Raw genomic sequence first — 6,399 nt, 5'->3', positions numbered from 1 at the left:
CTTAGGTCGTCTTAGCTTCTTGCCTTTATAAAAGGCCCACTTGCTAGTAAGTGGTGGGTGATGACGGATTCGAACCGCCGACATTCTGCGTGTAAGGCAGACGCTCTACCAACTGAGCTAATCACCCTGAGCGAGGAGAAAACAAAGCACTGCTTCGTCCGAGCGCAAGAGAATTTACATTTTCGTAAATCCTAGGAGCTCAGTACCCAATATAAGGTATAACTTCTACTACAAGAGAAATTCTTTAAATGGAATTTCTGTATTGCTTCATTAACATTAGCTGTCACACTCAATGTTGATTTATCAGCTGGGCTTATCTAAGTAAGTCCCCTTGCTGTGGGTGTGTATTATATAGATTTACACTTGGCTGTCAAACGTTATTTTGACTATTTTATGAAATAATCGGAAATAAATTTTTAATGGTATTAAAAACAGTAGTATATGGTAGATACTTACTTGTATTTTTTAGAGGCAAGTTATGATTGTTAGCAGTTGTTTGACAGCGAAAAGCTACTATACTACGGATACTTTGTTTTTTGAGCATGATTGAGGGAGGCCAGCATAGATATTTTTACGATTGGGCAGATCTTTACCAACTGGACGTGGGGAGAGTACGCAGGTCTAGGTCTGATATTTCATATTATACTGATGATTGTTATGACGTTACGCGTTGTATCAGTGCAGCGTAATATTGGTGTATCCATTGCTTGGATTGCAGTGCTTTATACCGTGCCCGTGTTCGGTCTGATTGCATACATACTACTAGGCGAGCCGATGATTGGACGACGCTACCGTGAGCGCGTGGATCAAGCAAGCATCATGATGAATGACATGGCACGGCGCGAGCATCTGGTGTTTGATAAAGGACAAGATCTGCTACCCATCAAATACCGCGGTGTGAGCCAAATAGGAACGCGCTGGACAGGGCTAGGAGTATTTCCCGATCATCAAATGCAGTTGTTAACAGATCCTGCATCGATCTTTCAGCGTTTGATTGAGGATATCCATGCAGCGCAGCGCATTGTCTTTATGGAGTTTTATATTGTATATCCCAGAGGAAAAGTACTCGATGTGATAGAGGCGTTGTCGGTAGCCGCTCAGCGCGGCGTTGAGTGTCACGTATTGGCAGATAGTGTAGGTAGCTTTAGTTTTATTAATAGTAGTGCCCATCGTAAATTAGAAAAAGCCGGTGTGTTTGTCCATCAGTCGCTGCCAGTAGGTCTATTAAAGACACTATTTAAGCGCTCTGATTTACGTAATCACCGTAAGATGGTGGTCATTGACGAATATATTGGCTATATCGGTAGCTTTAATTTGGTTGATCCGAGGTTTTTTAAGCAAAATAAAAATGTCGGACAGTGGATTGATGTGGCGATTAGAACCACCAGCCAGCACTCTATTAGTATCAATACCGCCATGGCCAAAGTTATTGTTACTGATATCGGCGCCGAAAACAACGAAAACCTAGATGCGCTCAATCAGCGAGTCAATAACTATACGCGAAAGCTCTATGTGATGGATCCGACCATCAACGATCTGAATAGTCGAGTAAAAGTATTGAACGATCACATTGATTATCACGAGCAGCCAGATATCGGTAGCACTTCAATTGTGATACCAAAGATGCCTGTCGTAGACAAGGTGATGGCACAGCTCATACCGTCAGCACCGCAGCTGACAGCGCATGTGATTTACAATACGTTAGTGACTGTGATTCACCGTGCCAATAAGCGTATTCGTATTACCACCCCATACTTTGTACCCGATGAGTCGCTATCAGGTGCACTGACGATAGCGGCAAAGCGCGGCGTTGAGGTGACGATTATTGTTCCTGAAAAAGTCGATTCGTTTTTGGTGCAGCATGCTTCACAAGCTTATTATCAAGAGCTACTCGATGCTGGCGTGACCATTGCGCTATTTCGAGGGGGGTTGCTACATGCAAAAACCGTGGTTATCGATGACGACTATTGTCTGTTTGGTACGGTCAATATTGATATGCGCAGTTTTTATTTAAATATGGAAGTCAGCTTGGCGATTTATACGCCAGAGATGGTCGCTCAAGTGGCTGACTGTCAAGAAATATATTTACAAAGTTGCCGTATTTTGGGCAATGAAGAGTGGCAGCAGCGCCATGGATCAAAACGCTTATTTGATAATGTTGTACGCTTGTTTAGTCCTTTATTGTAGCACGCTCAATTTTAGGTTAAGGTAACCTGTCCGTGTTTTTTATGCTCATATTTTTAATCATTATCATTGTCTCTATAATCAACTTATCTAAAAAAGGACACGCCTGTCTATGTCTGCCTCGCCCTTAACACCACTTGACTATATTGCAGAAGGCTACTGGCAAGATTTTTTAGCTAGGCGTCCTATCGCAGGTGGTATCGCATATGAGACAGAGCTACATAATTGTGCGCTAGATGAGTCGCTTGAGAGTTTACAGCGTATTGATACACTATTGTCTCAGGTGCGCCGTGACATGATGAAAGGCGGTATATGGGACGAGGCGACGTTACTGGTCGATGAGCACTATCGCAACTTTATGGTGTTTTTGGCGTTTTATGCAGGTCGCGTATTGGCACAGCAGTGGCAAAATAAGCCCCATTGGTATGGGCAGTTTGAGCTACGCAAACGCTATCCTGAGCTGTCATTGATTACCGATGACTTTTATCAGCATATGGCCGTTGGCTATGGTGATAATAATGCGGCTACTGATGCGCTGCCTTTATTTTTTCCTTTAGAGCCAATAGGGCTGCGTCTATTTGGCAATATTGATCGGCCATTTGAAGCGGTACAAGGGGGACAGGCGGAGAGTGGACTATACCAAGCAGTCAGCGCAAGATTGCCAGATTTATCGGATCAAGCGAGTAATACAGATACACTTAGTTATTTAAAGACTGAGTCAGCAACGCATAATACGACCCAAAGCATACACTCAACGATAGATTCGAGTACGACTATCAGTACAAGTCAACCTGCTAGTCATTATGAGGCATCAGAGGACGTACCGGTAAATAATGAATTGGCTGATGTTAATATAGTATCAGCCAATATCGAGCGCCCTTCTGCTGCAACTACTGTATCTAAACCATTAGTGAGTACCGCGCCGCGCCAACCAGAGCTTCAAGCAAAACCTGAGCTGACGAAGACAGAGTCGCCAGCCACCAAGCCTATGGCGCCTGTAAAAACCCCACCGACACCAGAAATGTTTACGCAGCTGCTCATAGAGTTAGACGAGATTGAGGTGCCGCAAACAGCAGGCGTGACTGAATATCAGCAAGCTTGCAAAGTCCTCGATCAGTTTGAGCAGCACATTGCCAAGCAGGACAAACCGCGTGGCCAAGTTGTGTTTTCAGACAATCATAGAGCAGCAAAAAATAAAGCATTGCTAGCATTACAGGCGGCTGCAGAAGCGGGTAATACGGCTGCCATGCTACGCTTAGCGATGTATGAGCTGCTTGGCGAAGGACTCACGGCAGATGATGAGGAAGCTAAAAAATCTGGCGTGGAATGGGTGAAGCAAGCCGCTAGCAAAAACGACAGCCGTGCCCAGCGTTTACTTAGCAAGCTGTACTATCAAGGGGTAGGCATGCCGCAAGATATTGATAGTGGTAAATACTGGCTAGAGCAAGCGGCAGATAATGGTCATATAGAGGCGGCAAACCTTGTGTCTCAATGGGAGCAAGCGCAAGCGCTGATCACGACGCAAAAACAAGAGCAGCACAGTATCAAGCGCTATCAGTTACTGTTTGGTGCAGTGATCGTGGTTGCGGTACTGATACTGATTATCGTCTAGGCGCTATTGACTCAGTAAACTTTTAAAAGTTTATGGTTACGCGCTGATTTCAGGTAGAATTGGCGCGTTTTTATATTTACCTTTCTGCTGTTTGATTCATTACTAATCTGGGCTACTCCATGCCATCATCTCATACTCCATCTGACACCTCTTCCCATTCGACTGACACTAGGTTGTCAGGTCATAATTTATTGACTGATCGTGCGGTGTATCAGACGCCATTTTATTATCAATTTCTGATCGGTGTGTTAAAACCGCTATATCGCCTGCAAGTATGGCGGCGCTCTCACAAACGTGACAATTATCAGCAAGAAGTGGCGCAGCGTTTTGGCAAGCAATATCCACCGCGTCCAGCGATTACTGGTCACAGTAATAAAGGTGTGATTTGGTGTCATGCGGTATCGTTGGGTGAGACCAATACGGTTGCACCTTTATTAGACGCATTACTGGCTAGTGGCTATCAGATATGGTTGACCAACACCACGCAGACAGGTTTTGCTCGCGGTGCCAGTCGGTTTGCAGATGCAATCGCTCAAAACCGCATGAGCCACAGTTATGTCCCTGTTGATACTCCTGCCGTGATTGAGACATTTTTGACGCACGTACAGCCTATCGCCGCGCTGTTTGTCGAAACTGAACTATGGGCGAATATCTTGACCAAGCTTGCTGAGCATCAGATACCAAGTATCTTAGTCAATGGTCGTCTCTCGGCGTCTTCTTTTAAAAGTTATCAAAAAATCGGTGCGGTGAGTACCAGCATGATGAAAAACCTTGCGCTCATCATTGCGCAAGACAGCGATTCTGCCAAACGCTTTCGTCAATTAGGGGCGGATAGCGCACAGATCCGCGTAGCAGGGTCGCTAAAGTGGGTCATCAATACGCCTAAATTTGATGTGGAAGCTATCGATTCCGATAATTTAGCTGTTGATGCAAAAGACTCAGGTGCGCAGCTGGCAAAAGCGTTTGCGATAGCAGGCCGACCAGTTTGGGTGGCAGCAAGCACTCATAATGGTGAAGAAGAGACGGCGCTATCGCTACATCAGCAGATCTTGTCGCAGACAGCACTAGCCAATACGTTACTGATCATCGTGCCTAGGCATCCTGAGCGTTTTGATGAAGTTGCAGCATTGATCGAAAAGACTGGTCTAACAATGGCACGGCGCAGTCTTGATGAGGCCATCAATGGAGACACGCAAGTCTATCTGGCGGACAGCATGGGTGAGATGATGACTTGGTATACACTGGCAAATGTCGCATTGGTTGGAGGGTCGCTAGTAGACATAGGCGGACACAATCCCGTTGAACCTGCGAGCGTGGCAACGCCTATTATCATGGGTCGTTACACCCAATCGTGCCAAAGTGTGGTCGATAAACTGGCCGAGGTGGGCGCTTTATATCAACCAAACAATGAGTTTTATCGTCCAATGACGATAGATGGCTCAAATGAGTGCGCTAAAAGTACAGTAAATCATCAGTACGGTACTGATAGCGCTGATGACATCGCACTTATTTATCAGCAGCTAGAGGTGTGGTTAAGTGATTTACCATTAGCGACGCAGGCAGGACAGGCGGGTGAGACAATAACCGTACAACAGCAAGCAGTGTTGACTCGTCAACTGGCTATGATTGAGGATGTTATTGAACGGTATTATCCTAAAAAGTTAGACCAAGAGATATTATGAATTGTATATTACTGCCCGTTGAAAATTTCTCCACAAGTAAAGCGCAAATCAATGATGTGGTGCAAGTCGATCATGTCAATAACATACTGGGCGCAAAAGTCGGTGACACGCTCAAAATTGGGCAGCTAGATGGCAATCTTGGTACGGCTGTCATTGAGGACATTGCTGCTGATAGTATTCAGTTATACGATGTTCAGCTCGGTATTACCCCGCCAGCCAAACTGGACCTGACAGTGGTTTTAGCCTTACCTCGTCCCAAAGTATTGCGGCGTTTGATCATGGATATGACGGCGCTTGGCGTATGCGATATTGTGCTTGTTAACAGCTATCGCACGCAAAAAAGCTATTGGCAAAGTCCGCTGCTTGAGCGTCTTGATGAGTTTGTATTAGAAGGCTTGCAACAAGGGGTTGATACGATTGCACCTCGTATTACGCTACAAAAACGTTTTAAGCCATTTGTCGAGGATACGCTTACCAGTTTGGTGAGTAATCAAGCCATCGTTGCACACCCTTATGCTGAGCAGTCATTTTCTGAATTTCGACAATTAGATACAACATTAGAATTGCCCAGTTTGGTCTGCATCGGTGCTGAAGGCGGTTGGATCGATTATGAGATAGCGCTACTCGCCGCACACGGGTGCACGCCAGTACATATAGGGCCGCGTATATTGCGTACAGAAGCGGCGGTCAATGTTATGTTAGGGCAATGGCTGCTCTAAATTGGTGTGGTATTCGTTAATATATTTGCCATTCCCAAGAGTGCAGGAGTACAAAAACACAAGAGCCGTTTTGGGTACAACTTAGCTTTAGAAAATGACTAGGGCGTGTTGAACATTCGCAAATAGGCACTGCTGATCGCTAAAATTGTTCCAGATAAGGCACAAAGCGACGATAATGCAGATGCCTTAGCGAGATTTGTAA

General features: G+C 45.2%; 4 protein-coding genes and 1 tRNA gene. 4 read left to right on the top strand and 1 reads right to left on the bottom strand.

The window, feature by feature from the left end:
* Positions 1 to 51: 51 nt before the first annotated feature.
* Positions 52 to 127 (bottom strand) — tRNA-Val (locus B3V51_RS11050).
* 419 nt (positions 128 to 546) lie between these two features.
* Between B3V51_RS11050 and B3V51_RS11045 the strand changes: the two genes are divergently transcribed.
* The 4 genes from B3V51_RS11045 (at position 547) to B3V51_RS11030 (ending at position 6,197) form a co-directional block, all read left to right on the top strand.
* Entirely contained in the window at positions 547 to 2,187 is a 1,641-nt protein-coding gene (locus tag B3V51_RS11045) for a cardiolipin synthase (protein WP_286708426.1), read from the top strand.
* 109 nt (positions 2,188 to 2,296) lie between these two features.
* Positions 2,297 to 3,796 carry a tetratricopeptide repeat protein gene (locus B3V51_RS11040; protein WP_286708425.1) on the top strand — a complete coding sequence of 500 codons (1,500 nt, stop codon included), beginning with the start codon at positions 2,297 to 2,299 and terminating at the stop codon, positions 3,794 to 3,796.
* Positions 3,797 to 3,915: 119 nt separating this feature from the next.
* Entirely contained in the window at positions 3,916 to 5,478 is a 1,563-nt protein-coding gene (locus tag B3V51_RS11035) for a 3-deoxy-D-manno-octulosonic acid transferase (protein WP_286708424.1), read from the top strand.
* A complete protein-coding gene (locus B3V51_RS11030; protein ID WP_071003423.1) occupies positions 5,475 to 6,197 on the top strand; it encodes a 16S rRNA (uracil(1498)-N(3))-methyltransferase in 723 nt (240 codons plus the stop codon). The genes B3V51_RS11035 and B3V51_RS11030 overlap by 4 nt, the downstream gene beginning before the upstream one ends.
* Positions 6,198 to 6,399: the final 202 nt, after the last annotated feature.

Origin of the sequence: Psychrobacter sp. UBA2514, from assembly GCF_002341255.1 — a bacterium.
In the GTDB taxonomy this organism is placed as follows: Bacteria; Pseudomonadota; Gammaproteobacteria; order Pseudomonadales; family Moraxellaceae; genus Psychrobacter; species Psychrobacter pacificensis.
This window is presented reverse-complemented; position numbering and strand designations above follow the sequence as displayed.

What these genes read in the sequence shown, in the direction of transcription:
- B3V51_RS11040 (WP_286708425.1), top strand. Translation starts at nt 2,297, where the DNA reads ATGTCTGCCTCGCCCTTAACACCACTTGACTATATTGCAGAAGGCTAC.
- B3V51_RS11035 (WP_286708424.1), top strand. Translation starts at nt 3,916, where the DNA reads ATGCCATCATCTCATACTCCATCTGACACCTCTTCCCATTCGACTGAC.
- B3V51_RS11030 (WP_071003423.1), top strand. Translation starts at nt 5,475, where the DNA reads ATGAATTGTATATTACTGCCCGTTGAAAATTTCTCCACAAGTAAAGCG.